Below are 24,084 nucleotides of genomic sequence, written 5' to 3' on the forward strand. Positions count from 1 at the left end.
CCTGAACGGAAAGCTTCGAACAAACTCGCAGGTGAGCTGGCGCCATACACCCACTCGGCGCATCACCACCAACGATACTCACTCGAAACTCTCACACTTCTTTAACATTCCGCTGGTCGACTCGATCTCAGAGAGATCCGAGATGCGGGAAACAGCCGTATTCGCGATCCCCCGAAGTCAATTCCGCGAAATCGACGGCACAAGGGCTTACGCACATGACCAGTGGACTAGCCGCTCAGCTGAGCACTGCCCGCGAGACCGCACCGAGGGGCAGCGCGATCTACCCGGCGGCCGCCCCTCCCCCGCAGCGCACCCTGGTGGACATCTTCCAGTTCACAGCTGCTGCTCACCCGAACGCTCCGGCGCTGGACGCCGGAACGGGCACCCTGTCCTACGCCGCGCTCGCGGCCGAGGTCGACGAGGTCGTCACCATGTGGCGGGCGGCGGGCCTCGGACTCGGTGACCGGATCGGCATTCGAATTCCTTCCGGTACTGCGGAACTCTACGTCAGCATTCTCGCCACGCTGTCGATCGGGGCCGCGTATGTGCCGGTCGACTTCGATGATCCGGCGGAACGCGCGGAGACGATCTGGCGGGAGGCCGAGGTTAGCGCGATTGCCGGTCCAGGCGGAGAAATCCGCATGCTGCGCGAACCGCGACGGCGCCCCATCCGACCGCCCTCCCCCGACAATGATGCCTGGATCATTTTCACCTCTGGGTCGACCGGAAAACCGAAGGGCGTGGCGGTGACCCACCGCAGCGCAGCCGCATTCGTCGACGCCGAGGCGGAGCTGTTCCTGCCGGACGATCCGCTGGGGCCCGCGGACCGGGTGCTCGCCGGCCTCTCTGTCGGTTTCGACGCCTCCTGCGAGGAGATGTGGCTGGCCTGGCGCCATGGCGCGTGCCTGGTTCCGGCACCGCGCGAACTCGTTCGCGCGGGAGCCGAGTTGGGGCGTTGGCTTGTCGAGCGAGGGATCACGGTGGTTTCCACCGTTCCGACGCTCGCCGCCTTGTGGCCCGTGGATGTCCTTGGCGGCGTGCGCCTGGTGATCCTCGGTGGCGAGGCGACGAGCCGGGAACTGGCCGCCAAGCTCGACCTTCCCGGCCGCGAGGTCTGGAACACCTACGGCCCGACCGAGACCACCGTCGTGGCCAGCGCGGCGCGGGTGTCGGCTGATCTGCCCGTGCGGATCGGGTACCCGTTGACCGGGTGGCAGCTGGCGGTTGTCGGCCCGAACGGGGAACCGGTCTCGTGGGGCGGGACCGGCGAGCTGGTCATCGGCGGTGTCGGACTGGCGCGCTACCTTGACCCGGACAAGGACAGGGAGAAGTTCGCGCCACTGCCGTCGCTGGGCTGGGAGCGGGCTTACCGCAGCGGTGACGTGGTGCGCGCCGATCCGGAGGGCCTGATCTTCGTCGGGCGCGCGGACGATCAGGTGAAGATCGGCGGCCGTCGCGTCGAGTTGGGCGAGGTGGACGCGGCACTGGCTGCCCTGCCCGGGGTCTCCGCGGCCGCGAGTGTCGTGCGCAAAACGGAGACAGGTGCTCCGGTGCTGGTCGGCTACCTGGCGCTGAGCGCGCCCGAGTCCACGCTGGACGTCGCCGGAGCGCGGCAGAAGCTCGCCGAGCACCTGCCCGCCGCTTTGGTGCCGGTGCTTGCCGTGCTGCCGACGCTGCCGGTCCGTGCGTCCGGGAAGGTCGACCGGGACGCCCTGCCCTGGCCGCTGGAAGCGGACAGCGCCGCCGAGTGGTCCGGGGCGGAGGCGATCATCGCCGAGAACTGGACTGCTGTGCTGGGGCAGGCTCCGGCTGAGGACTCCGACTTCTTCAGCGCCGGCGGGGGAAGTCTCGCGGTCGCGCACCTGGTGTCCCGGCTGCGCGAGCACTACCCGCACGCCTCCGTGGCCGACATCTATCAGCATCCGACGGTGCGAGGGCTCGCCGAGAAGCTGACCGATGCCAGCACCACGCAGGCGGTGAAGACCGAACCGAAGAGCGCGACCCCTGGATCGTTCGCGCTCTTCGGACTGGCGCAGTCGTTGTTCGCGCTAGCGGTGTTCGCGTTCGCAGGCTTGCGGACGCTGCTCGTTGTCGTCGCTTTCCACGAGGTCGGCGCGCTGGCTGCGGTCCCAGGCATCACGTCGATAGTGCCGTGGTACGCGGTCGCGGTCGCGTGGTTGTTGCTGTTCACCTCGCCAGGCCGGGTAATGCTGTCCGCGACCGGCGCACGGGTGGCGACCGTGGGGATCCGTCCTGGGAAGCACCGCCGAGCTGGTTGGAATCACCTGCGGTTGTGGGCGGCCGAGCGATGGGTCACCGCGGTGGGCGTCGCCTCGGTCACGGGCACGTTCTGGGTGCGCTTCTACGCGCGTGCGCTCGGCTGCCGTGTAGGACGGCATGTGGACCTGCACGCGCTGCCGCCCGTCACCGGCCTTGCGACCTTCGGCGACCGCGCTGCGGTTGAGCCCGACAGCGACCTGGCGGGTTGGTGGCTGGACAGCGACTGCGTCCGTGTTGGCCGTGTCGAAGTCGGTGCGGGTAGTCGTATCGGCTCGCACACGACGTTGATGGACGGCGCCATCGTCGAGGACGACGCGGAAGTGCTCTCCGGCAGCTCTGTGCGCGGAACGGTGCCGTCAGGACGACGGTGGGGTGGTGCTCCGGCGCGGGACCTGGGCGACCGCCGCGGAGGGTGGCCCGACGGCCCGGCTCGGAGGTCGCTGCTGTGGCGGACGATCTACGGGCTGACACCGCTGCTGACCGGCGTCATCATGCTGCTCGCCGCGTTTCCCGGATTCCTGGTGCTGGGTTCGTTGATCACCAACGCGATGACGGTCGCGACGGCAGCCTGGGCGATCCCGCTGGCGACTCTGACGTCTCTGGCCACGTACGCGGGCTCGACGGTTCTGGTGGTGCGCCTGCTGAACTTCGCGGTGAAGCCGGGAGCGCACCTTGTGGACAGCCTCACCGGTTGGTGCGCGTGGCTCGTTCAGCGACTCACCACCGGAGCGCGGGGCACTCTGTTCGCCTTGTACGCGGGACTGCTCACCTCGACGTGGCTGCGCATGCTCGGTGCCCGGATCGGGCGAGGGACTGAGGTGTCCACCGTGACCGGGTTGCCGAGCATGATGACGGTCGGTTCGGGGAGTTTCCTCGCCGACGACACGAGTCTGGCGCCTTACGAGCTGCGCAACGGGTGGCTGCTGATCGGAACGGCTCGGGTGGGTGACCGGACGTTCATCGGCAACTCGGCCGAGGTCGCTCGCGATCGTTGGGTTCCGGACGGCGCGCTGATCGGAGTGCTGTCCAGTGCGCCCGAGCGGGTGCCCGAGAACACCTCCTGGCTCGGCCGGCCGGCGATGTTGTTGCCGCGCAAGCCGGAAGGCGGTTCGGCCGCGCGGACCTACGAGCCGCCGCGCCGCCTCGTCGTGGCCCGCATGCTGATCGAGACCTGCCGCCTGGTCCCGGTGATGGTGAGCTACGGGCTCACCGTGTTCACCGTCGCGCTGCTCAGCTTCCTCCTGACCTCGCAGGGGGTCGTGGCTGCCGTGCTCACGGCCTGCTGGTTGATGCCGGTGATCGCGCTGATCGCGATCGTCGTCGCCACTGCGGCGAAGTGGCTGCTCGTCGGGAAGCACGTTCCCCGTGAACGGCCGCTGTGGAGTTCGTTCGTGTGGCGCAACGAGCTCGCGGCCGTCTTCTTCGAAGAGCTCGTGACCCGGTGGGCGGGGACAGCGCTGATCGGCACCCCCGTCTTCTCCTTCGTGCTGCGCGGAATGGGGGCGAAGATCGGCCGAGGTGTGCACTGCGAGACGCGGTGGCTGCCGGAGCCGGACCTGGTAACGCTCGGCGACGGCGCGGTGGTGAACCGGGGATGCGTCGTGCAGACGCACCTGTTCCACGACCGCATCATGCGGCTCGGGCCGATTCGGATCGGGCGGAACGCGACGATCGCGCCGAGGTCGGTGGTGCTGTTCGACTCCACTGTCGGAGCGGGCGGAAGCGTCTGGGCGAACTCGCTGGTGATGCGCGGCGAGGCGCTGCCGGACGGCACGGCATGGGCTGGGATCCCGGTCGCCGCACAGACCGGGGTGGCTCCGCGATAAGTCACCCCACCGCCGCGTTAGGCGCACCGACCCGTGCCACCCCACACCCCCCGGGAAGTGCGCCTAACGCGGCCCGTAAAGGGCCTCCACCTCGTCGGCGAAGTCCTTCATGATCTGGCTGCGGCGCAGCTTCAGCGAGGGGGTGAGGTGTCCACCGCCGATGCTGAACTCGTCGGGCAGCACGCGGAACCGGCGGACAGCCTCGGCCGCGGACACCGCCGCGTTCCCCGCGTCAACGGCCCGCTGGATCTCGGCGAGCAGGTCCTCGTCGTCGCTGAGATCCGCGGCGCTCGCCTCGTCCGGTTTGCCGTTGCTCTTCTTCCAATGGGCCAGGTGCTCTTGGTCGATGGTGATCAACGCGGCCACGAACTTGCGGCCGTCGCCCACGACGACGGCCTGGCCGACCAGGGGGTGCGCGGTGATCCGGTCCTCGATGACGGCGGGCGCGACGTTCTTGCCGCCGCTGGTCACCAGGATCTCCTTCTTGCGGCCGGTGATGCTGAGGAAGCCGTCCTCGTCGAGCGAGCCCAGGTCCCCTGTCGCGAACCACTCGTCCGCCGCCGGAGCGGAGCCCCAGTAGCCGGAGAAGACCACGCCTCCCTTGATCAGGACCTCGCCCTCGTCAGAGATCCGGACCGCTGTGCCGGGGACCGGGCGGCCGACCGTTCCGGGCTTGGCCGCGTTCGGCGCGTTGACGGTCGCCGCGGCGGTGGTCTCGGTCAAGCCGTAGCCCTCGAACACGGTCAGGCCGATACCGCGGTAGAAGTGGGTGAGCCGGTGCCCGAGCGCCGCGCCTCCGGAGATCGCGTAGCGGCACTGACCGCCCAGGACGGCGCGCAGCCGCCGGTACACGAGCCGGTCGAAGACGGCGTGCCGGATGCGTAGCGCCAGTCCGGGTTTGTCCGCCTCCGAGTACTTGATCGCGGTTTCGGTGGCGGCGTCGAAGATCCGGGCCTTGCCTGCGGTCTCGGCGCGTTGCCGGGCGCTGTTGTAGATCTTCTCGAACACGTACGGCACGGACAGCACGAAGGTCGGGCGGAAGGTGGCGAGATCGTTGACCACGTTCTTCACGTCGGCGGTGTGGCCGAGCGTGACGCGGGCGAGCACCGCACCGACCTGCACCATCCTGCCGAACACGTGCGCCAGTGGCAGGAAGACCAGCGTCGAGACGTCCTTGCCCTTGAAAAGGGGGCTCAGCACTTCGGCCACGTTGTCCGCTTCCGCGAAGAAGTTGGCGTGCGTCAGCACGCAGCCCTTGGGCCGTCCCGTGGTTCCCGAGGTGTAGATGATCGTCGCGACGTCTTTCGGCGACACGGCGCGGCGACGCTCGTCGACGTCCGTCACCGGCACGTCATCGCCGAGCGCCACCAGGTCCTCGACCGCGTCGATCCGCCACACCCCTCGTAGCAGCGGCAACCCGGCGACCTTCGCCGCGTGCTCGTCGGTCTCCACGACCACCGCTGTCGCGCCGGAGTCGGCGATGATCCATTCGATCTGTTCCCGCGACGAAGTCGGGTAGATCGGCACGGGTACCGCCGCAGCCGCCCAGATCGCGAAGTCGAACAGCGTCCACTCGTACCGGGTGGCCGACAGCACCGCGACGCGTTCTCCGGGCTGAACCCCGGCCGCGACGAGTCCCCTGGCGAGCCGCTGCACCTGGTCCCGGAACTCGCGCGTGGTCACCGGTGACCAGCCGTCGGTCGACTTGCGGCGGAAAGCGATGTGGTCCGGCGCCTGCTCGGCGTTGGCGTAGACCAGATCGGCCAGCCCTCCCGTTTCGGGAGCGGCGACGAGCGGGGCGACGGCGACCTCACGCATGCTGCGTCTCCTTCGACGCGGGAACCCGGAAATGTCATGATGGGTCACGAACATGCGGAGGAGACATGGCTCGTATCCCAGAGTTCAGCGCCGGATGTTGTGATGAGTAACAAAGAGCCGTTCCGGCTCGGCGGGCGTTCGCTGCACGAGCGGCTGACCGAGGAGCTGCCCGCGCTCACCGAGGCCGTGCTCGCCGCGGTCACCACCCGCGTCCCCGCCTACGGCCTGATGCCGAGCGAAGAGCTCGCGGGCGATATCAACCGGGTGATCGTGCAGACGCTGAAGTCGTTCATCGTCATGGTGCGCACGAAGTCCCTCCCCGGCGAGGAGGAACTGGCGTTCATGCGGGAGTCGGCGGCGCGGCGCGCCGAGGAGGGCATCCCGATCGAGTTCGTGCTCACCGCCTACCACATCGGTGTCCAGGTGGTCTGGGAATCGCTGACGCCGGACGTGCGGCCGGCGGAGGTGCACGACGTGATGGCGGTGAACTCGCTGGCGCTGCGCTATCTGGAGCTGATCACGCCCGCGGTGGGCGCCGGTTACCTCGACCAGCACCAGACGATCTTCGATGACGAGCGGTCGGCGCGGCACACGCTGCTGACGGCGCTGCTGGACGGGATGCCCGCCGAGGCGGCCGCGAGCCGGACCGGCTTCCGGTTGCCCCCGTGCTACCTGGTGCTGGCGCTCTCGGTGGGCGCTCACCCGGACGAGACCGAGCCAGGGGTGGACCAGCTGGTCGCCGGTCGGCGCAAGCTCAGGCGGTTGCGGGCGGAGCTGGAGCGCCAGGTCCGGGGCCCGGTGCTGTCCTCGCTCACACCGGAGGGCGGGATCGCGCTGCTGCCGCACCCCGCGCCGGTCGGCGAGGTGACCGCGCGGGACTGGGACCGCCTGAAGCGCGTCGTCGCCGACGTGGCGCGGGCGGCCGGGGCGGAGATCACCGCCGGGGTCACCGCGGTGGCGCCGCAGGAGGTCGCCGCCGCCGCGAAGCTGGCCGACGAGATCCGCACCGTCGCGACGACCTCGGGCAAGCCGGGCGGCATGTACCGGCTCGACGACGTCCTGCTGCAGTACCAGCTGTCCCGGCCGAGCGCCGCGCGCGACCGGCTGGCCGCGATGCTGCAGCCCCTCGACGGCAACGACGAGCTGCTGCAGACCTTGGAGACCTACCTGCGCCGCGGCAGCCGGCGGCCGACCGCGACGGATCTGCACGTGCACCCGAACACGGTCGACTACCGGCTTCGTCGGATCGCGGAGCTGACCGGCCTCGACCCGACCAGCGTCACCGACATCGCGTTGATCAACGCGGCGCTCACCGCCCGCGCGGCGCAGCCCTAGCCGCCGACGACGGGCAGGACCGGCGTGGCGCAGCTGGGTCTGCGCGCCGTCGAGGGATCGAGGGCGTTGAGCACCACGCGCAACGCGACGTGGTCGAAGGCCAGCGCCAAGTGGTCGCCGAAGTCGTTCGCGCAGATGTCTTGCAGCACAACGTTGTTGACGTTCGGTCCGCTGAGGAACTGCGACGTGTACGGCGTCACGACAGCGTCGTACTTGGTGGCGATGGTGGTGTACCGAACGCCGGGAACCGTGTCCGGCACCGAATTGAGCTCGGTGATGAACGCCGATCCTCGGAGTTGTTGCAATGCTGCCGGATCCACGCTGCTGACGAATCCATTCAACTTCGGGAACGCGGTCAGCAACGCCCGGATCCACGCGTCGAAGCCGAGTGCGCTCGAACCGTGACTGGTGGGACCGAGCCCGACGATGTCGTGGACTTTCGTTGCTCCCCCATGGAATTTCACGTAGTACTGGGCGAGCGTCCCACCGAGCGAATGGCCGACCAGGTCGACCTGACGTGCTCCGGTCTTGGTCAGGACGTGATCGACGAAGGCGGCCAGCTCCACGCCGGACGCGGGAATGTCGCCGGTGCCACCGATCTGTCCCAGGCGCAGACCGCCGTAGTTGAGCGCGAAGACACAGAAGCCGTTGTTCTTCAACAAGGGCGACAAGGTGTTCCAGTTCAGCAGCATGTTGACGTGCGTGCCGTGCAGGAGGATCACCGGCCGCTTGTCGCTCTGGCAAGCCCAGTCGTTCGACCCGGGCGGTGCCGCTCCCGGCGCGTTGAGGGACGCCACGACCGCTTTGGCGGAGTTGTAGAAGACGGGCAGTGCTGCATCGGCTCGCGCAGGCGTGATGAGCGAGAGGCCCAGCACGACCAGCGCGACGAGCCGGTGCATCAGTCGTTCCTTGATTGGCTGGCCGCGACAACGGCCTTGGCGAAGGCGGCCATGCCCTGTGCGTTGGGGTGCAACGGGGCGGCGATGTGCGTCGGAACGAGACCTTCGAGGTACCGGTCCTTGGGCGCCGCGCAGATGTCGTGTCCGATCGTCACCGCCGCGAAGTCGACGAACCTCATCCCGCGGGCGTTCGCATGCTCGCGCGCCTTCGAGCTGATCTTGTTCATGATGCCCTGGAGGTAGTTCGCGTCTCGCGACCACACCGGCTGGACGGGGAAGCAGCCGTTGGGGCGCACATACGTCCCGTAGCCGGTCACCAGGACCCTCGCGTTGGGTGCGCGGCGGCGGACCTCATCGAGCGCGGCCCCGAACTTCGGTGCCCACGCGTCGACCGATTCACCGATCGTGTCCTTGCCACCCGCAGTGAGCCGGTCCGCGCACGAAAACCCAACAGGCTCGGGCAGCAGGTTGATGCACGAGAGCGCATGGGTGAACAGGCCGGAGTCGTTCGCACCGATTGTCACGGTTACCAAATCGGTCGAGGCGCTCAGCGCGTCGAGCTGCGGTGCCAGAATGCCGAACCTGCGGCTGGTGAGGTCGCTCGTGGTCGCCCCGGAACAGCTCACATCGGTCAACCGGGCGCCGAGTGATTTCGCCGCGATCGCGGGGTAGTTGTTGTCCGAGCGCAGGCACAGCAGGTTGATGTCTTGATTCGGGATCAGCGGCCCCGCGGCCGCGGAATCGCCCAGTGCCACGTATTCGAGCTGATCCTGCGCCAGTGCGGGCATCGCCGTCGCGGTCACCGCCATTCCGGTGGCGATACAGAGGAGCCCAGCCCAGAGTCGTCCGCCCAGCCGCATTCCAGCCTCCAACACCGTTGTCGTAGCGGGTGTTCACATGGTGCGGGGCGAGAACGTGAATCATCGTGGGAATCTGCCCAGACTCCCCAACTTGTGCTTGTGACGTATCACTAAGGCAACAATGAGGCGTGAACGATGCGGCGACGATCCACACCTGGAAAGCCCTTGGTGGCCAAGGAGAACTAGCCGGGAGCGTGTCTTACGAAGGAGCCCGGGGCGTGCTGTCGGCCCGCCTGCCTGTCCGCGAACTGGCGCGGGCGACGGTAGGCGCGTGCTCGTTGGCTGCGGCGGAGCTGTTGGCTGTACGGAACGGGACGCGGGTGCCCGCTGTGCGCGTGCACGAGGGTGCGGTGGCTACGGCCTTCGTCAGCGAGCGGCACCTCAGGATCGACGGTCGCGCCGTGGTCAGCTTCGCGCCATTGTCGGGTTTCTGGCAGACCGCGGACGGCTGGGTCCGCACGCATGCGAACTACCCGCACCATCGGTCTCGGTTGCTGAGCGCGCTGGGCATCCCCGACACCGAGAACGACGAGCAGCTGGCCAAGTCCTTGTCCGACAAGTTGATCATGTGCCGGGCGGAGTGGGTTCAGGAGACGGTCTACGCCGCAGGCGGCTTGGCCGTGGCGGTGACAGAGAACGGAGCCCGTCACCCGCTCGTGGAGACGTTGGATGTCAGAGAGGCGGCACGTCCGTTGCCCGCAGCCGCGTTGCCAGCGGATGGTGTGCGCGTTCTCGACCTGACCAGGGTCATCGCGGGGCCGGTGGCGACACGCACGCTCGCCCTGCTCGGGGCGGATGTGCTGCGCGTTGACAGCCCACGGCTCGCGGAGAGCGAGGACGCTCACGCGGACACCGGCTTCGGCAAGCGTTCGACACTGCTCGACCTCGCCAAGAGTTCGGATCGGAGCGTGTTCGACGAGCTGTTGAACACGGCGGACGTGGTGGTCACGGGATACCGGCCTGGAGCACTCGACCGACTCGGGCTCTCCTCCGAGGCGATGCGTGAAAAGCGTCCCGGATTGGTCGTGGCCCAGCTCAGCGCGTGGGGCTGGACAGGACCTTGGGCGGAACGGCGCGGCTTCGACAGCCTCGTCCAAGCCGCGAGCGGTATCGCCATCAGGGAGGGAGGCAACGGACGTCCGGGAGCCCTGCCGGCCCAGGCGCTCGATCACGGCACTGGCTACCTCCTCGCCGCAGCGGTCCTGCGGGCGCTCAGCGAACGGCGCGGACGGACCGTGCGCTTCTCGCTGGCGGGCACGGCGTCGTGGCTGATGCGCGAAGTGCGTCCAGCACCGCTCGACGGCGGCGAGTACTCACCGGAGCCCTGGCTGACCGGCACGCCGTCCCCGTATGACGAACTCCGGCACGCGCGACCGCCCGTTCACTACGAGGGCTGTCCCCGAACCTGGTCCCAGGCTCCGACCCGCTGGGGCACGGATCGTGCGCGTTTCCGGGACGAGTGAAGAGGGGAGCCGATCCGGCTCCCCTCTTCCGCGCTGAACTACGCGCCCAGTCTCTTCGCGAGCAGCTGCTTGCCCTGCTCGGCGCCTTTGCGGCTCTCGCCCTGCGCACGGCGGAAGAACGCCGCGAGCTCCGTGTCGCCCGAGCGCTCGGCGTCTTCGGCGTAGGTCTCCATCCGCAGCGCGTTGCTCAGGCACGCCTCGACGAACCAGATGAGGTTGTAGTCCTTGTCCTTCGTCCCGGTGATCTGGCCGGCTTCGCTGATCGACACGGCTCCTCCTTCGTCGTCCGGCTCCGTATCCCGGCTACCCGGCCAGTTCCGGCTGACACCTGGCCAAAAGCGTAACCAGTAGGTTACGCTTTTTCCCGTGGACGAGGTGGCCAGCGCGATCGCGGACCCGGTGCGACGGGAGATCCTGACCCTGCTGCGCGGCGGGCGGCTGCCCGCGGGCGAGATCGCCGACCGCTTCCCGATCAGCCGTCCGGCGGTGAGCCGACACCTGAGGGTGCTCAGGGACAGCGGGCTCGTGCATGACGAACTGGTCGGCAGGCAGCGGTTCTACGTGCTGCACCCGGAACGGCTCACCGAGCTCACCGAGTGGCTGGCGTCGTTCGCCCGGCCCTCGGGTTGGGAACACCGCCTCGACGCACTGGAGACCGAGGTCTACCGAACCCGTCGTGAGCGGCGCGTTCAGGACCAACAGGAGGAAGAGACCGCATGAAGCGCACACCGACAGGCCGCCTTTTCGGCACGGATTCCGGCACAGACCTCGTGCTCGACCGCACGTTCCGTGCTCCGATCGAGGACGTGTGGGCCAGCGTCACCGAGTCCGAGCGCACCGCTCGGTGGTTCGGCCCCTGGGAGGGTGACGCCGGGCCAGGGCGGACGGTCAAGCTACGGCTGGCCTTCGAGGAGCAGCAGCCGTGGTGCGATCTGCGCATCGACGCGTGCTCGCCCCCGCGGCAGCTGGCCGTGTCCATGAAGGACGAGGCCGGGAACTGGCGGCTGGAGCTCGATCTGTCCGAACAGGACGGGGTGACGACGCTGCGCCTGACCCACCACCTGGACTCCGACGAGGGCGTCGGCGAGGTCGGGCCCGGCTGGGAGTACTACCTCGACATGCTCGTCGCGGCGCGGGAGGGTTCCTCCCAGCCGGACTTCACCGAGTACTACCCGGAGATGAAGCCCTACTTCGAGGCTCAGCGCTGAGTCACCACGGGGGTGTTCTGGCCAGCGGTGAGAACCCAGCGCCCGTCCTCCTTGGTCATCACGTAGAGCGGAGCGCCCTCGCTGTCGCCCGGCAACGGCTGACCGTCGAGCGCGAAGTACCGCTGGCGCACCTTCACCGCGGCCACGTCCGGCCGGATGAAGAGCACGTGCACGACCTCGTACGTGGCGGTCGAGTCAGTCGTGGCGCCCGGGAGCACCTTGCGGGTGAACTCCGCGATGGCGTCACGACCGAGGAGGACCTTGCCGTGGGCTGTCGTCCAGACCGCGTCCTCGCGGAACAGGCCGACGAACTCCTCCACCAGCTCGTTGCGCTGCACGCGTTCGACCTCGGCGACCACGCGCTTGATGGCTTCGATCTCCTGCTGCTCACTCGTCGTTGTCATGCGAGAAGCGTGCAACCGAAACATTGGTTGAGGTCAACACCGGAACCCGTGCGGCCTTGATCACAGCTTCCGGCCGCTCCGCGGGCGTGGTGCCGTGCCCGGCGCCGTCGATCAGCCGGTTCCCGCTCTCGCTCAGGCCGGAGGAACGAGGCGAGATGATCGAACAGGTGCACGCGGTCGTGCGGTCCGAAGTGGACAAGGTGCCGGCTCCCGGCCGGACCCGGCACCTGCTGACCCCGATCCTCATACCGGTCGCAAGCCCGGGCGCTAGCCTGCCCAGGTGAGTGATCAGCCGCTCAGCGAGGAAGAGATCCGGCAGCGCGTCCGCGAGGCGATGCGGCGCAGCCAACAACTGCTGAAGAAGGAGAAGAAGGCCGAGCAGCGCCCCGACGGAACGCTCCTGCCGATTCTGCGCAGCACGTCGTCCTCTCCCGACCTGGACCACTTCCCGCACGTGCCGGTGCTCCCCGGGACGTTGTTCGCCAGCCTCGCCTACGTCGAGCTGACCCCGGAGGGCACGATCGGGATGCGGCACGTCGTGGACGAGCAGCTGGGCGGTCGCTCCGTCGAGGACCTGATGTCCGATGCGACGACGAACCTGATGTCGGGGCTCAACGCGCAGATCCGGGGTTCCGACGACACCCCGGACCGGATGCTGAGCCTGGAGCGGGAGGGCTACTTCGCGGCGTCGGCGGTGGTGGCGCCGGACTTCCACGAGTGGGTCTCCGGCCTCCTCGAGGAGGATCGGCTGATCGTCGCGCTGCCCTGCCCGGACCAGATCTACATCACCGGCGCCGACTCCTACTGGGCCGACCAGCTCGCCCGGATGGTGCTCGACTCGGACTACGAGCCGAACCCGCTGACGCCGACCCTGCTGCTCTGGGAGAGCACCGGCCCCGACCTCATCGTGGAGCAGCCGGTCAGAACCGAACCGTCGTGAAGCCGTACGAGGAGCTGTCCACTCGCGCGATCCGGTGGGGCGCCGTCGCCCTGCTCGCGGTGGCTGTCGCCCTCGCGGTGGTGCTGCTGCTCTTCTTCGGGCCGGAGCAACGGGAAGCGATCAAGACCACGGGCACGATCGCGCTGGGCACCGGCGGCGGCGTCGCGCTCTGGCTGGCCGCGCGGCGGCAGCGGGCGAACGAGATCGCGCTGAACCAGAAGCACATCGACCAGCAGGCCGCCGATCGTGCGTTCGAGTTCCAGCAACAGGTCAACGAGCAGCAGCGGCGGCACCTCGATCGCGTCGCCGCGGCCACGGAGGCGGATGCCGCCGCCCGCCGGATCACCGACCTGTACAGCAAGTCGGTCGAACAGCTCGGTTCGGACAAGGCACCGGTGCGCCTCGGCGGTCTGTACGCACTGGAACGCCTCGCCCAGGACCACCCCGATCAGCGGCAGACATCGTGAACGTGCTGTGCGCGTACCTGAGGATGCCGTTCGAACCGCCCTCGATCGAGGACGTTCAGGCGAAAACCACGGCAGCGGAAGCGCGGGAATACACGCAGGAGCGCGAGGTGCGGCTGACCGCCCAGCGCATCCTCACCCGGCACCTCCGTCCCGCGGAGCCGGACATCTTCTGGACCGACATCGATCTCGACCTCAGCGGTGCCTACCTCTGCGACTTCAGGCTCGGCGGCGGCCACGTCAGGACCGCGGTTTTCGACGGTGCCACGTTCGGGGGCATCGCCTGGTTCACCGGAGCACTTTTCAGCGAATACGCCTCATTCATGACGACCACCTTCTCCGGCGATGCCGCGTTCGAGAAGGTCCGATTCAACGAAGCAGCATATTTCGACGACGCCGGCTTCTCCTGCAAGACATGGTTCAGTGAAGCGCACTTCACTTCCGCCGCCAAGTTCTCGGGCGCGCACTTCACCGACAGCGCCCTGTTCCGGCAGACGGAGTTCAGTGACGACGCCCTGTTCGAACGGTCGACCTTCCTGACGGAAGCCCAGTTCGACAACTCGCGCTTCCGCGAGTACGCCCAGTTCCGCCAGACGACCTTCGCGGGTCAGGCGCGCTTCGACCGAGCACGGTTCGACGGACCTGCGGAGTTCACCAAAGCGCACTTCGGCGAAGCCGCGCGTTTCACGGAGGCGCATTTCGGCAAGGAATCGAATTTCGCCGGGACACGCTTCACCGGGATCAGCCGCTTCGACAACGCGGCTTTCATCGGTTGGACGCGCTTCGACCGGGTGCAGTTCGCCGAACCACCGACACTCGACAGCACCCGGTTTACCACGAAGGCGCCGGAGAACCTGGCGCACTACCTGCCCGAACCGGGATGAGGCCGATACCGGGGTTCGCGGTTCGAGGTCACTTGTCGTCGAGGAGCACTTCGACGGCGCGCACCGTGGTGTAGCCACGCCAGTCCAGAACACCTGCCGGCGAGATCTTGGCGTAGTCGACGATCCAACCGCCGTCGTCCTGTTGCAGGCGGGCGAGGCGTCCGCGGTCTTCGGCGATCACCTCCGATGTGAACAGGGATCGTGACGGCAGCCCGGAATGCGGCGAGAAGTCCAGCGGATGGAGCGACTCGTCATCCGTGCCCCCGTCGACGTGCACGTGACCGTCCGCGGGCACGTACTCGGCAAGGCGAGCCAGAAGTTCGCTCGCTTCAGCCGGATACCGCTCGTGGGCCGCGTCCAGGAAGTGGATCGCGAAAGCCAGGACGTAGGCGACGGGCCGCTCATCGATCCGCTTGATCGCGTCGAAGCAGTAGCGGACGGCGCGATCGAGCCACGGGTGCGCGGCCACCGCGGGGTCGTGCACCGCGACGCGAAGAGCTTCCGCCGCCGTGACCGAGGTGATCTGGAGCGAGGACCCGGGTTCGGCGTTCTGCCACCACGGTGCGGTAGCGGCGGTGCTGGTCAACGGCAGCGCGAAGGGCAGGCCACCGTCCGGAAGGGAGATCGAGGCCAGCCAATCGCACAGGGCTGCTGCTTGCGGCGCGCGCACGGGGGCGACGTCGCCCAGTGCCTCAAAAGCGTGCAGGGCCGCCCCGGGCTGGCTCTCTGGGGATCGCAGATCGGGTTCGAGTCCCCAGCCGTAGCCCCCGTCGGGGTTGCGGTACGCGTCGAGGGCGGCCAGCACGGCGGTGGGATCACCACCTCCCAGCAGCAGCTCGAAGCGGCGACGGTCCAGCACGCGGGCGTGCCCGGCCATGAACGCGGTAGCGGCGGTGAGGTCGATCGTCATGCGCTTATCGTGCTTCGCCACCGCCGAGGAGGTCTTGAAGAAAGCGGTCATCTCCTCGGAAGTGGTTCAAGCGCGAGGACCGAGGGCACGGTCTCGGGATCGAGCAGCCGGAGAAGGCCGTAGCCGATCCCGGCGAGGCCGGTGAACAGTCCGGACCCGACGAGGTTGGTGTGCAGGCCGCAGCGCCAGCCGTGCTGGTCGACTCCGTCCAGCACCGCGGCGGCCTGGCGGTGGATCGCGTCGGTGAGAGCCGGGTCTCGTCGTGCTGCGAGGAGCAGGAAGTCAAGGTTGCCGAGATCGCCGTGGCAGAGCGAGTGGTCGTTGCCGAAGCCGGAGCGCAGGGTGATCGCGGCGGCGGTGCTCAGCTCGTCCCGCCAAGTCAGGTCGTCGACGACATCCAGGATGATGTGCCGCGCGATGCCGATGCCGGGCGCGCCGTGACACCACGCGACCGATCGATCGGGATCGTCGTCGCCGGGCGAGACGACGAGGTCGGTCGCGATATCGCGACGCACGTCTTTCCAGTCCCCGGCCTCCGTGTCGAACAGATGCGCTTCATAAGCCAAGGCAGCGCGCATCGCGTCGTCACAACGCGCATCGCCGAGCACATCGGCGGCGACTGCCAACGCGGCCGCGACGCCCGAGACACCGTGCGCGAACCCGCCGAGAGGTTCCGGCGCTACTCCCCAGCCCTTGAACAAAGCGGCAGTCCAGCCCGCCCCGACCGCACAAGGGCGCTGCGCCGAAACGAGCCGATCTGCCGCTGCGGCGATAGCGTCTCGAACGACGGCGTCCGGCCGGACACTGTGCAGCGCGGCGAGGCCGAAGATCGCGCCTGCCGCCCCGCCCATGACCTCGAACTGCTCATCGGAGAGCACGTCGGCGCGCAGTCGCTTTGCGAGCCCGAGCGCGCGCTCAAGCAGTCCTAGTTGAGGTGCGAGTGCGTGCAGCTGTGCTAGCCCGTAGACCAGTCCCCCAGTTCCTTGCAGTCCCACGAGACTGCTGGTGTCCGGAGCGTGCTCGATTCGGCGCACGGCGGCACGCGCGGCCTCCGCGGCCAGACGCGTCGATTCTCGGCAGTCGCGCAGTTTGCCGTGGTGCGCGAGGAAGGTCGCGATGCCCGTGAGCCCGTCGTAGAACCCCGTACCCAGGATCCCCACCGCGTAGTTCCCGGTGCGACCGGTCGAGCAGCCCAGCCACACTGCCTCGTCGTCGGCGCTGATTGCCAGAGCGGCGACCTTCTCCGCGACCGCGTCCGCCCCGGCTGCGATCCGGGCTCGGTCGGCGGGATGAGCGGCCGGGGCTGACTCGTGCCGCTGGCGCGCGACGGTCAGTTCGGAGCGGATCGTTTCCGACGTGACCGCTGTGCGGATCAACCAGGTCTGCAACTCCAGATCGTCCGGCCCGAGGCGATCAAGGACGTCGCGAGTGATGCTCATGCCCGACTGAACGATCACCCCGGACAGTGGTTCGCCGTCCGAAGCGCAGACGGGGCCGCCGTCGACGCCCACGGTGAACAGCGGAACGTCGTTGCGCCGCATGTCCCGTTGTTCGGCGTCGACGAACGCGGCGAGCCCTGGCCTCTGGAGGACGTCGGTGTGCAGACGATCGAAGTGCCGCTCTCGGTCCGCGACGTCGCGCAGCAGGCTGGGATGAAAGGACGTGGACAGCAGCAAGCCGTACACCATCGTGTCCCGCACGACGCAGCGGACACGGTCAGCCGAAAAGGCAGCGATCGGACCGGAGGGGTCGACCAGCTCGGCACGGTGACGGACGAAGACCTGATACGTCTCGGCGAAGCCGGACACGATGTCGTCAAGGTGCTCGATCGGTCGCGGCGTCCGCGACGGCGCAACCGGCTCCGAGGGCTGTGGGGCGAACTCGATGCGCATGCGATCCGTGCCGGCTCCCACGACCGCGGCCTTGAGCAGTGCCGCTCCTGGCCGAGGTGCCACCGCTGACGAACCGAGGCCCGCCAGCTCCGTCGAGTCCGCGGGACGGGCGCCGACCGGCAAGAGCCCGCTGAAGAGAACCGATCCCTCGCACATCGCCGACGCGGCCATTTCGGCCGCGGACGCGGACTCGGAACGCAGCGAGGTGATCACCGGCTGGAACACCGTCTCGACGTCGACGAGAAACGGGCGTTCACCGGAAACAATCAGGTTCTCGCTGTGGCAGTCACCGGCGTGCACGAGATAGAGAACGGCGAGCAGGCCGCCATATCGGTGGAAGAGTCGTGCCGCAGCTTCGCCGGACCCGCAGTCGGCGGCTTCGACGAACTCCGTCCATCCGTATTCACCGCGGTCCACACAACGCAGTGTCGGCAGTTCCAGGCCGTCGAGGCGTTCGTTCACCCACTCCAGCAATGCCTGGAAATGGACATCGGAGGCGAGCGATCGCGGCTTGTAGACGCAGCGGAGCCCGCTCTCGAACTCCACGACGGAGACGGTCCGCGCCCCTCGGTGCGGATCACCGAGCCCCATCCGGACATCGACGACGGCGCCCGGGTCGGTTCCGTCGGCGAAGCGCTCGACGAGGTCGGGGAGGTCTCGTTCCAGTCGCTCGGAGAACTCGACGGCCTGGGCCACCCACAGGTCGGTGACGACGGTCAGCTGTCGCTCGAGGACCGGATACCGGTCCAGCACCGACTGGCGCTCATCCGCGATCCTGATCAGGAAAGAGGCGAATCTGCTCGCGCTGTCATCGCCGGGGAGCAGACCCTGCTCGCGAGCACTGGCCAGCTCGACAAGGCAGGTGCGCTGGGCCATGCCGTTGAGCCTGCGCGACAAGGCGGGCAGAAGCAGTTCCGCCCATCGGTGCGCGTTCCGCGGACCACGCGTGCCCGGCGCGGACTCCACCAGGCGTTCGAAGGCCCAGCCGACCAGGGGATCGGCGAGAGCGGCGAACGGCGCGGCAGCGCGGTCGGCCAGGCGTGCGCCGAGAGCGCGGTGGCTGTCGTCGAAATCGATCGCGCCACTGCGCTCCCGGACCTCGCCCATCGATCAGAAGTCGGCGAGCGTGCAGCAGCTCGGAAAGGAGGAGAAGGCCGTAGGGAAGGTGAACGTGACATCTCCCGCCGCACCGCTGTCCAGAGTGGCCAGCACGGACAGCTCGGCTTCCACGTCGCCTGCGGCGGAGAACACGTCAGTCGGCGCGTCGACAAGCTGAACGGACATTCAGAATCACCTCACGCATTCGCACTTCGGTCAAGGCCGAAGCAGCATGGCAGCAGCCGAACCGCACTCGCAAGCCATTCACGAGGAAATGAAATCCTTCATGTTTTCTCGCGTGTCATTTCATGAATTTTCGACGCATACCGCCCCGGAGGCGACCGATGAGTTCCGCGGGTGCGAAGGGTCTACCTGAACGACACGAGGAAGAGGAAGGTGGACCGATGAGCGATCTCCGGGGCGTACTGGGCGAGCACGTGGACAACGGCTCGGTTCCCGGCGCGGTGGCGCTGGTGGCCAGGGGCGGCGAGGCCGAGGTCAGTGCCGTGGGCGGGTCGATGGCCAGGGACTCGATCTTCCGCATCGCGTCGCTGACGAAACCGATCACGGCAGCGGCGGTCATGGTGCTGGTGGACGACGGCCGGCTCGCGCTGGACGACCCGGTCGCGCGCTGGCTGCCGGAACTGGGCTCCCCTGTCGTCGTGCGCACTCCGGCAAGCCCGATCGACGACGTGGTGCCGGCGAACAGGCCGATCACCGTGTTCGACTTGCTGACCTCGCGGAGCGGGCACGGCTTCCCGTCCGACTTCTCCCTGCCCGCGATCCAGCCGCTGTTCAGCGAACTCCGGCAAGGGCCGCCGCAACCGCACGTTGTGCCCGCTCCGGATGACTGGATGGCGGCGCTGTCGCGCATTCCGCTCCTGCACCAGCCGGGGAAGACGTGGCTGTACAACACGAGTTCCGATATCCAGGGAGTGCTGGTCTCTCGCGTCGCGAACCGCCCACTGCCGGAGTTCCTCGCGGAGCGATTGTTCGATCCGCTCGGCATGGTGGACACCGGTTTCGCGGTCCCGGCCGCCAAACGCGAACGGTTGACGTCCTTGTACGGCACGGGCGAGAACGGGTTCGAACTGGTGGACGGCCAGAACGGGCAGTGGGGCAGTCTCCCGGCGTTCGCATCGGGCGCAGGTGGCCTCGTTTCGACCGCCGACGACTGGTACCGCTTCGCGCGGATGCTGCTCGCCGAAGGCGCAGTCGACGGGCGTCAACTGCTCTCGGCGGAGTCGGTCCGGCTGATGACGACCGACCACACGACGGCGGCTCAGCGCGAGGCCAGTGCGCTCTTCCTGGAAGGACAGGGCTGGGGGTTCGGCGGGTCGGTCGACGTGGCGGCCATCGATCCGTGGAACGTGCCCGGCCGCTACGGCTGGGTCGGCGGCACGGGCACGGCGGCGCACATCGTCCCGTCAACGGGCACGGTCACGATCTTGCTCAGTCAGCTGCAGATGAGCGGTCCGACGCCGCCCACGCTCATGCGCGACTTCTGGACATACGCCGCTCAGAGCTGAGGGCTTCGCGCTGCGCCGCGGTGAGCCGATCCGGTGCGGCCACCACGGTGCAGTCGCCGTCCTCCGTGCGCGAAACAGCGACAGGGCCGGTGAGATCCGGATGCTTCTCTGCGTCCCGCAGCGCGTCGACCACGCGTTCTTCGGGCCAACCCAACGCCTCGGCCAACTCGTCCACGGCGAGGGGCCGTGCGGCGTGGACGAGCGCGGCGAGGGCCGTCAGCACATCGCGCACGGTGGACTCAGTGAGCCCGCCGCCGGTCATGTCTTCGCTCAGCTGAGCGAAGAAACGGGCCATGTGCTCCAGGCGCGCTCCAGCGGGCGTCGCGGGGTCGAAGACCTCCACTCCGCGTTGGGCTGTCTCCGCGAGCATCAGGTTCGTCCGGGCACTGGTCATCCACGTCTGGAGCCACACGTCGTCGTCGATGAGGTAGCGCTCGCGTCCGCGCGGCCTTTCGCGCTCGCGTCGGACGAGTTCCAGCCCTTCGAGGTAGGCCACGGACTTGGAGACGGAGGCGGGGCTGACCGCCAGCAGGCGAACGAGCTCCGCCGCGGTCAACGTCCCGGAGTCAGTGGTCACCAGCGCGGCGAGCACCCGCGCGGCCATGCGCGGCAACCCGGTTTGCACCATCAGCGCGACGAACTGCTCGGTGAACTCTCGCATCGCGCGCGGATCGCGTCCGTGCTGGTCGCCGGAGGGGGCCACCGCGGGGAAGGCCGGTTTGCTCCGCCGGGCCCTGCGCCAGGTGCTCGTGCCCGCCTCGTCCGCCCGGTACTCCGCCGCTCCCCCGTTGCGCGCCACCTCCCGGCTCACCGTCGAGGTCGGCCGCCCGAGCTGCCTGGCGATCTCGGCGAACCCGAGCCCTTCGGCGAGCCCGGCCGCGATCTGCCGCCGGTCCTGGTCGGTCAGCCTGCCTCCCGGCATCCGCGCCCGTCCTTCCCTCGCTCGATGGTGCGACAAGTGTGCACGTGCGCGGCCGGTTTTCCCCGATGGCACCCGGGTAGGCCGATAGGACCGCCGTCAGGAAGGAGACGACGATGAGGCAACACGTCGAGGTCAGGCCGATGGGCGAGCACGAGTTCGCCGCGCTGGTGGGCGAGGGTGACATCGCCACGCGACACCGTGTGGTCGTGCCCGGGGAAGTGTCCGACGAGCTGCGGGTGCAGGCCGCGCGCCCGGAACTGACCGAGCAGCAGATCGTCTCCGAATCACTCGCTTTCCTGCTCGAACACGAGCCGCCAACCGCGTTGCCGCACGACATCGACCTCGGCGAGCTGAACCGCGACGACGAGCGATTCCTCCCCGAGGTGAGCACGCGCCTGATGCGCTGACCGCGATGTTCACCGATCGCGTTCAGGCGGGCCGGAAACTCGCGAAGCGCGTCGCGCGCCGTCTCCGCGGCTCCGCCCGGGACCCCCTCGTCCTCGCGTTGCCCCGCGGCGGCGTGCCGGTGGCGATCGCCGTGGCGAAGGTGCTCGAATGCGAGCTGGACGTGATCGTGGCTCGCAAGATCGGTGCACCCGGGCACCCGGAATTCGGCGTCGGTGCGCTCGCCGAGAACGGTTCGCCGGTGTTCGATCAGCGCACGTTGAACCGCCTCAGGCTCACCGAGGCCGGTCTCTCAGATATCGTCGAGCGCGAGCGGAACGAGGTTCAAGCCCGCATTCGGCGCTACAGGCATGGTCGTGCGCTGCGGGACGTAACGGGGAGAACGGTCGTCGTGGTCGATGACGGCCTCGCCACCGGCAGTACAGCGCGCGCCGCCCTCAAGTGGCTGCGGGAACACCGTGCGCGGGAACTGGTCCTTGCTGTGCCCGTGTGCTCTCCTACGGGGCGTAAGACCGTCGCAGACGATGCGGACGACATAGTCTGCATTCGCGCGCCGCGGTCGTTCCGAGCAGTCGGACAGTGGTACGCCGATTTCCGGCAACTCAGCGACGAAGACGTAACCGAAGCTCTGCGGACAGGAACTCCGCAGCGAGCGCGGCCGTCAGAGGATTCATGATGCGGAAGCTTGCAGCACCGTTGGCCGCTGTCTTCGCGATCGCCTCACTGGCCGCGTGCGGGACGGACAGCACTGTCCACACTGAACAGGCAGATGTGAGTCTCGCTGCCATGCAGCAGAGCGACGCCGATCCGGACGTCGCCCAGCTGCCGGAATCCGTCGACATGCTGATGCACAGCGCGGCTGCCGGAACACCGAAACGCGGTGACAGCAAGAACGAGCCCGTGTACCTGGTGCACGGCTACACCTACGGCGACTGCGGTAGCCGGTGGAACACGCTTAAAGGCAAGCTGCGTGACTGGCGTTGGACGGGTCCGATCCACACCGTGGGCTACTACTACGCCAACGAGAAGTCACGCGACACCAACTGCGACATCAACCTCGCGGACGCGAAGAACCCGTTGACCTACAACGACTCCATCATGGAAGTCGGTCGCAGGGTCGCGTGGGACATTCACAACCGCTACGCCAAGGACGGGCGCAGTGTGGACGTGGTCGCGCATTCCATGGGCGGGCTCGTGATGCGCGCCGCGCTGACGGGAGTGGCCACGAAGGCGAAGGGCTTCCCGCCGCACCTGTACATCGAGGACGTCGTCACGCTCGGCACGCCGCACCAAGGCTTCGACTGCCGGAGCACGGAGTGGTTGCAGTGCCGGGAGATGCGCCCTGGTTCGGCGCTTCTCGGCTCGCTGCGGCACAACCCGCAGTCGGCACAGCGCACGGACTGGACGCTCGTCTCCTCGGAGGACGACGAGACGGTGAGCGCGAACTCGGGCATCGACCTCAACCAACCCGCCGGGCACAAGATCAAGTACCTGGCGACGAACAAGGTGAAGGTCACCCACAGCTCGATCCGTACCGAGCACCGCTACCACCGCGAGTGGAACCTGCGGTACTGGAACCACTACTTCAAGGACGACAAGGGCAAGGAGACCAGCAAGGGCTGGTCCCCCCTGCACACAGCGGGATTCGCCATCTACTACGCGGACAAGTGGTGACGCGTCACGTCAGTAGTCGGCGGTGTGGCTCTCGATGACCCACAGGGTGCCGCCGGTCGGTGACGCCGTCTTCTTCTTCGCGTTGTAGCCCAGCGTCAGGAACGTCCCGGGCGCGGTCTCGACGCTGGACGGGTTCGCCTGGTCGGCGGCACCGGAGTTGTACAGCGGAACCGTCTTGCCTCTGGCCCACGTCCCCGTCGGATTGTTGATCAGCGTTCCGACGGTGGGACGGCTCGCCTGCGCCCTGTCGCCGTAGGTGAACAACAGCTTCCCGCTGGCCGTCTTGAGCAGGTGGTGCGAGTTGGCGAGCACACCGGTGAAGCTCTGGTACGCGAACTCCGGCTTCGCGGTGTAGGGGTTCCACCTGGCGACGACGGCCGGGGAGCCGTTCCCGTCCTGCTGGGCGCGGATGACCGCGACGACGGTGTCGCCGTACTGGACGAAGCTCGGCTCCTGGTAGGCGCGCCCCGGCGGGTTGCTGTTGGTGATGATCTTGTGAGACCCGGTCACGAGCAGGCGGGGATCGGCCGTGGGGCGCCAGGTCGCCTGGATGTAGTGCGCGCCGCCGGCCGCTCCGGTCGAGTAGACCGGGATCAGCACCTGGTCGACGTGGGTGCCGCGGTCGGCGAGCGCCAACGGGCCACCGTGGCTGTAGATGCCGGTGCTGATGCCGGGCGCCGCGAGCTGCAGAGGATCGGTGAAGCGGGTCCAGCCCGGCTTCCACACCGAGTAGCAGACCTTGCCACCGGGCACGAAGAACGTCATCACGACGCTGCCGTCCCGCATCTTGCCCAGCTTCGGGTCACGCGTGTCGATCCCGTTCATCGACCCCGGGGCGGCCAGCGCGGGCGTGGGCGCGCCCCAGGTGCGGCCGTTGGCGCTGCCGAAGGACAGCCGGATCGTGCCGACCTCCCCCTGGTGCTCGGCGGCCCGGTGCCACACGGCCATCAGCCTGCCGTCGTCCAGCTTGATGACGTCGGGAAACCTGGCCTCGAACTCACCCGGCTCCTGCACGATCTTGGCGACCACGGAGACGGAGGCCGCCGCGGGCTGCGAGGTGGCCCCGAGCAGCAGCGCGGCCGCGACTACGGCAAGCGTTTTCGTGAGCACAGCGGGCATCCTGGCCCGGTGCGGCCTCCGGGAAAAGCACCGGCGCAGCTCGCGTTCACGATCGGCTGTATTCCGCAGGGTGCGTCCGAGCGCCGTCACCGCTGGTGGATTCGGTTGCGTGGCAGGGTGTCGGGCCGCGCGCAGGCGGAATCGGTTCGGCGAC

General features: G+C 68.4%; 23 protein-coding genes. 13 read left to right on the forward strand and 10 right to left on the reverse strand.

The window, feature by feature from the left end:
- Window positions 1–215: 215 nt before the first annotated feature.
- Window positions 216–4,106, forward strand: coding sequence for a Pls/PosA family non-ribosomal peptide synthetase (locus BLT28_RS22180; RefSeq protein WP_081900200.1), 3,891 nt, complete (start codon window positions 216–218; stop codon window positions 4,104–4,106).
- 63 nt (window positions 4,107–4,169) lie between these two features.
- Here BLT28_RS22180 and BLT28_RS22185 read toward each other — a convergent pair whose 3' ends face one another.
- Complete coding sequence (locus tag BLT28_RS22185; RefSeq protein ID WP_030428827.1) at window positions 4,170–5,924, reverse strand: AMP-dependent synthetase/ligase; 1,755 nt, start codon at window positions 5,922–5,924, stop codon at window positions 4,170–4,172.
- Window positions 5,925–6,026: 102 nt separating this feature from the next.
- On the opposite strand from BLT28_RS22185, the gene BLT28_RS22190 reads away from it, so the two are divergent.
- Window positions 6,027–7,259: a PucR family transcriptional regulator gene (locus tag BLT28_RS22190; protein ID WP_043811040.1), complete on the forward strand. Its 1,233-nt coding sequence runs from the start codon at window positions 6,027–6,029 to the stop codon at window positions 7,257–7,259.
- Here BLT28_RS22190 and BLT28_RS22195 read toward each other — a convergent pair.
- Both BLT28_RS22195 and BLT28_RS22200 read right to left on the reverse strand, forming a co-directional pair.
- On the reverse strand, window positions 7,256–8,158 hold the full coding sequence (locus tag BLT28_RS22195) for an esterase/lipase family protein (protein ID WP_030428825.1): 903 nt from the start codon (window positions 8,156–8,158) through the stop codon (window positions 7,256–7,258). The genes BLT28_RS22190 and BLT28_RS22195 overlap by 4 nt on opposite strands.
- Window positions 8,158–8,967, reverse strand: a complete 810-nt coding sequence (locus tag BLT28_RS22200) for an SGNH/GDSL hydrolase family protein (protein WP_052407153.1) — start codon at window positions 8,965–8,967, stop codon at window positions 8,158–8,160. The genes BLT28_RS22195 and BLT28_RS22200 overlap by 1 nt, the downstream gene beginning before the upstream one ends.
- Before the next feature lie 245 nt (window positions 8,968–9,212).
- Between BLT28_RS22200 and BLT28_RS22205 the strand changes: the two genes are divergently transcribed.
- Window positions 9,213–10,481 carry a CoA transferase gene (locus tag BLT28_RS22205; protein ID WP_081900199.1) on the forward strand — a complete coding sequence of 423 codons (1,269 nt, stop codon included), beginning with the start codon at window positions 9,213–9,215 and terminating at the stop codon, window positions 10,479–10,481.
- Window positions 10,482–10,519: 38 nt separating this feature from the next.
- Here BLT28_RS22205 and BLT28_RS22210 read toward each other — a convergent pair whose 3' ends face one another.
- Window positions 10,520–10,750: a hypothetical protein gene (locus tag BLT28_RS22210; protein WP_030428822.1), complete on the reverse strand. Its 231-nt coding sequence runs from the start codon at window positions 10,748–10,750 to the stop codon at window positions 10,520–10,522.
- A gap of 97 nt (window positions 10,751–10,847) precedes the next feature.
- On the opposite strand from BLT28_RS22210, the gene BLT28_RS22215 reads away from it, so the two are divergent.
- The gene (locus tag BLT28_RS22215) at window positions 10,848–11,201 is read left to right on the forward strand and encodes a metalloregulator ArsR/SmtB family transcription factor (protein ID WP_030428821.1); all 354 of its coding nucleotides are present in this window, start codon (window positions 10,848–10,850) and stop codon (window positions 11,199–11,201) included.
- Window positions 11,198–11,689 (forward strand): SRPBCC family protein, encoded by a 492-nt coding sequence (locus BLT28_RS22220; RefSeq protein WP_030428820.1) that lies wholly within the window; start codon window positions 11,198–11,200, stop codon window positions 11,687–11,689. The genes BLT28_RS22215 and BLT28_RS22220 overlap by 4 nt, the downstream gene beginning before the upstream one ends.
- Here the strand turns inward: BLT28_RS22220 and BLT28_RS22225 are convergent.
- A complete protein-coding gene (locus BLT28_RS22225; RefSeq protein ID WP_030428819.1) occupies window positions 11,680–12,093 on the reverse strand; it encodes an SgcJ/EcaC family oxidoreductase in 414 nt (137 codons plus the stop codon). The genes BLT28_RS22220 and BLT28_RS22225 overlap by 10 nt on opposite strands.
- 56 nt (window positions 12,094–12,149) lie before the next feature.
- Between BLT28_RS22225 and BLT28_RS42090 the strand changes: the two genes are divergently transcribed.
- The 4 genes from BLT28_RS42090 to BLT28_RS22245 are packed head-to-tail and all read left to right on the forward strand — an operon-like array spanning window position 12,150 to window position 14,381.
- Window positions 12,150–12,377 (forward strand): hypothetical protein, encoded by a 228-nt coding sequence (locus BLT28_RS42090; protein ID WP_156050770.1) that lies wholly within the window; start codon window positions 12,150–12,152, stop codon window positions 12,375–12,377.
- Complete coding sequence (locus tag BLT28_RS22235) at window positions 12,374–13,033, forward strand: hypothetical protein (protein WP_030428817.1); 660 nt, start codon at window positions 12,374–12,376, stop codon at window positions 13,031–13,033. Before BLT28_RS42090 ends, BLT28_RS22235 begins: the two co-directional genes overlap by 4 nt.
- Entirely contained in the window at window positions 13,030–13,500 is a 471-nt protein-coding gene (locus BLT28_RS22240; RefSeq protein WP_052407152.1) for a hypothetical protein, read from the forward strand. Before BLT28_RS22235 ends, BLT28_RS22240 begins: the two co-directional genes overlap by 4 nt.
- Window positions 13,497–14,381, forward strand: coding sequence for a pentapeptide repeat-containing protein (locus BLT28_RS22245; RefSeq protein ID WP_052407151.1), 885 nt, complete (start codon window positions 13,497–13,499; stop codon window positions 14,379–14,381). The genes BLT28_RS22240 and BLT28_RS22245 overlap by 4 nt, the downstream gene beginning before the upstream one ends.
- A 28-nt stretch (window positions 14,382–14,409) precedes the next feature.
- Here BLT28_RS22245 and BLT28_RS22250 read toward each other — a convergent pair whose 3' ends face one another.
- From BLT28_RS22250 to BLT28_RS40330, 3 genes are read right to left on the reverse strand one after another with little or no spacing between them, the layout of a single operon-like run.
- The gene (locus BLT28_RS22250; protein WP_030428816.1) at window positions 14,410–15,291 is read right to left on the reverse strand and encodes a prenyltransferase/squalene oxidase repeat-containing protein; all 882 of its coding nucleotides are present in this window, start codon (window positions 15,289–15,291) and stop codon (window positions 14,410–14,412) included.
- A 47-nt stretch (window positions 15,292–15,338) separates the two neighbouring features.
- Window positions 15,339–18,290 (reverse strand): type 2 lanthipeptide synthetase LanM family protein, encoded by a 2,952-nt coding sequence (locus BLT28_RS22255; protein ID WP_043811037.1) that lies wholly within the window; start codon window positions 18,288–18,290, stop codon window positions 15,339–15,341.
- 3 nt (window positions 18,291–18,293) lie between these two features.
- Window positions 18,294–18,467, reverse strand: coding sequence for a hypothetical protein (locus tag BLT28_RS40330; protein WP_156050768.1), 174 nt, complete (start codon window positions 18,465–18,467; stop codon window positions 18,294–18,296).
- A gap of 218 nt (window positions 18,468–18,685) precedes the next feature.
- Here BLT28_RS40330 and BLT28_RS22260 point away from each other — a divergent pair, with 218 nt between their 5' ends.
- Window positions 18,686–19,810: a serine hydrolase domain-containing protein gene (locus BLT28_RS22260; RefSeq protein WP_030428815.1), complete on the forward strand. Its 1,125-nt coding sequence runs from the start codon at window positions 18,686–18,688 to the stop codon at window positions 19,808–19,810.
- On the opposite strand, the gene BLT28_RS22265 is transcribed toward BLT28_RS22260, so the two are convergent.
- Window positions 19,773–20,732, reverse strand: coding sequence for a GbsR/MarR family transcriptional regulator (locus tag BLT28_RS22265; RefSeq protein WP_030428814.1), 960 nt, complete (start codon window positions 20,730–20,732; stop codon window positions 19,773–19,775). The two genes, BLT28_RS22260 and BLT28_RS22265, sit on opposite strands and share 38 nt — an antisense overlap.
- A 113-nt stretch (window positions 20,733–20,845) precedes the next feature.
- Between BLT28_RS22265 and BLT28_RS22270 the strand changes: the two genes are divergently transcribed.
- From BLT28_RS22270 to BLT28_RS22280, 3 genes are all read left to right on the forward strand, one after another.
- Window positions 20,846–21,139, forward strand: coding sequence for a hypothetical protein (locus BLT28_RS22270; protein WP_030428813.1), 294 nt, complete (start codon window positions 20,846–20,848; stop codon window positions 21,137–21,139).
- Between the two features lie 5 nt (window positions 21,140–21,144).
- Window positions 21,145–21,813 (forward strand): phosphoribosyltransferase, encoded by a 669-nt coding sequence (locus BLT28_RS22275; protein ID WP_052407150.1) that lies wholly within the window; start codon window positions 21,145–21,147, stop codon window positions 21,811–21,813.
- Window positions 21,814–21,923: 110 nt separating this feature from the next.
- Entirely contained in the window at window positions 21,924–22,811 is an 888-nt protein-coding gene (locus BLT28_RS22280) for an esterase/lipase family protein (protein ID WP_052407149.1), read from the forward strand.
- A 9-nt stretch (window positions 22,812–22,820) separates the two neighbouring features.
- Here BLT28_RS22280 and BLT28_RS22285 read toward each other — a convergent pair whose 3' ends face one another.
- Entirely contained in the window at window positions 22,821–23,921 is a 1,101-nt protein-coding gene (locus tag BLT28_RS22285) for a sialidase/neuraminidase family protein (RefSeq protein WP_197683889.1), read from the reverse strand.
- Between the last annotated feature and the right edge of the window lie 163 nt (window positions 23,922–24,084).

The sequence above is a fragment of the Allokutzneria albata genome (assembly GCF_900103775.1).
GTDB lineage: Bacteria > Actinomycetota > Actinomycetes > Mycobacteriales > Pseudonocardiaceae > Allokutzneria > Allokutzneria albata.